Annotated in this window: 2 protein-coding genes; both read right to left on the reverse strand. The window is 41.3% G+C overall.

Annotated elements, in window-relative coordinates:
* The coding region (locus ACRCJ0_RS12780; protein ID WP_431390669.1) for an FAD-dependent oxidoreductase at positions 1-425 on the reverse strand (425 nt) is incomplete at its 3' end.
* A gap of 24 nt (positions 426-449) precedes the next feature.
* Positions 450-1,841 carry a tRNA uridine-5-carboxymethylaminomethyl(34) synthesis GTPase MnmE gene (gene mnmE, locus ACRCJ0_RS12785; protein WP_371430932.1) on the reverse strand — a complete coding sequence of 464 codons (1,392 nt, stop codon included), beginning with the start codon at positions 1,839-1,841 and terminating at the stop codon, positions 450-452.
* Positions 1,842-2,030 lie beyond the last annotated feature (189 nt).

Here is a 2,030-nt window from a genome sequence, read left to right on the forward strand (position 1 = left end):
GTGATAATCCCTTTAACCGTATCATCTTCAATAATCAAGTCGTCTACTAACCCTTGACGTAGGGTTAAGTGGTCTTGGTTTTCGATAGTTCTACGCATTTCTTTGGCGTATTCATCTTTATCTGCTTGCGCACGTAAGGCACGGACAGCTGGTCCCTTACCTGTATTCAGCATACGCATTTGGATATATGTTTTATCAATATTGCGGCCCATTTCACCACCAAGGGCATCGATCTCTCTTACAACTACCCCTTTAGCTGGTCCCCCAATTGACGGGTTACATGGCATAAAGGCAACCATATCAATATTAATCGTGATCAACATGGTTTCAGCGCCCATACGCGCCGCGGCTAAAGCTGCTTCACTACCTGCATGCCCAGCACCAACTACAATGACATCATATTTGCCTGCTTCATAAGTTTGCATCATCTCATCCTTTCTACGCTTCTTTTATTTACCTAAACAGAATTGACTGAATAGTTGTGTTAATAGTTCATCCGGCGCATTTTCACCAATAATTTCACCTAAAATTTCCCAAGCACGGGTAAAGTCGATTTGAATCAAGTCAACTGGCATGCCCATATCAATCCCGTTTTTCACTTCGTCTAATGATTGACTCGCTTTTTGTAAAAGGTCTATATGACGGGCGTTAGAAACATAAGTCGCGTCTTTTTCCCCTGATTGACCAGAGAAGAAGTAGTCTGCAATTTTCTCCTCTAAAGCGTCAATACCTTCTTGAGTCATCATAGACGTGGCAATGATTTCGTCCTCTTCGACCCACTCTAATAGGGATTCTTTTAAAAGTTGGTTTGGTAAATCAATTTTATTCATGATAATAATTCGTTTATGGTCTTGGGTTAAGGCTAAAAGCTCACGGTCACCAGCTGTTAAGGCTTCAGATTGGTTGAGTAATAATAACACCAATTCTGCTTCCTTTAGGGCCTTCTTCGACCGTTCCACACCGATACGTTCCACCACATCTTCTGTGTCACGAATACCCGCTGTATCCACTAATTTCAAGGGTACCCCGCGGATATTGATATATTCTTCAACCGTGTCACGCGTTGTGCCTTCAATATCCGTTACAATGGCCTTTTCTTCTCTTAATAAGGCATTCAGTAAGGAAGATTTCCCTACATTTGGACGACCCACAATGGCAGTTGAAATCCCGTCACGCAAGATTTTTCCTTGTTTAGCGGTCGATAATAAGCCATCGATCCGGTCCTTGATAATAGTTGTTTTCTCGCCCAATAATTTAAGGGTCATTTCTTCCACATCATCGTATTCCGGGTAGTCAATGTTTACTTCAACTTGCGCCAAGGTATTTAAAATGTCTTGACGTAAATTTTCGATTAAATTGGATAATTTTCCGTCCAACTGCTTCACAGCTAAATCCATTGACCGGTCCGTCTTAGCACGGATTAAATCCATCACAGCTTCTGCTTGGGTTAAGTCAATTCGTCCGTTGATAAAGGCACGTTTGGTGAATTCACCTGGTTCTGCTAGGGTAGCCCCTTCACGCAAAACGAGTTCCAGCACGCGATTTGTCGCCACAATCCCACCATGGGTATTAATCTCAACAATATCTTCACGCGTAAATGTTTTTGGCTCACGCATAACAGACACCATCACTTCGTCAATCTCTTGACCATCTTTTGGATCTACAATATGTCCATAATGAATAGTATGACTATCTTGCGTACTCAATTTTTTCTGACCTAATTTGTAAACCTTATCTGCAATCGCTAGTGCGTCATCACCTGAAAGACGGACAATCCCAATCGCACCCTCGCCCGGCGCCGATGAAATAGCTGCAATTGTATCAAAACCACGAGTAATCATGAATATATTCCTTTCTATCTAAATTTATCTACTATTGTTTATATTTGTGCAAATAAAAAAGCGCCCAATCTACCCCTCCCATGGCCTGGTCGGACTAGAAAGACACTTTGACTGTCAAACTACTTTTTTATACATTCGGTATTATACGCAATCTCAATTTAAAAGTAAACAATTTCAATTCAGAAATTG

It is taken from the genome of Aerococcus sp. L_32 (assembly GCF_050689315.1).

What these genes read in the sequence shown, in the direction of transcription:
- mnmE (WP_371430932.1), bottom strand. Translation starts at nt 1,841, where the DNA reads ATGATTACTCGTGGTTTTGATACAATTGCAGCTATTTCATCGGCGCCG.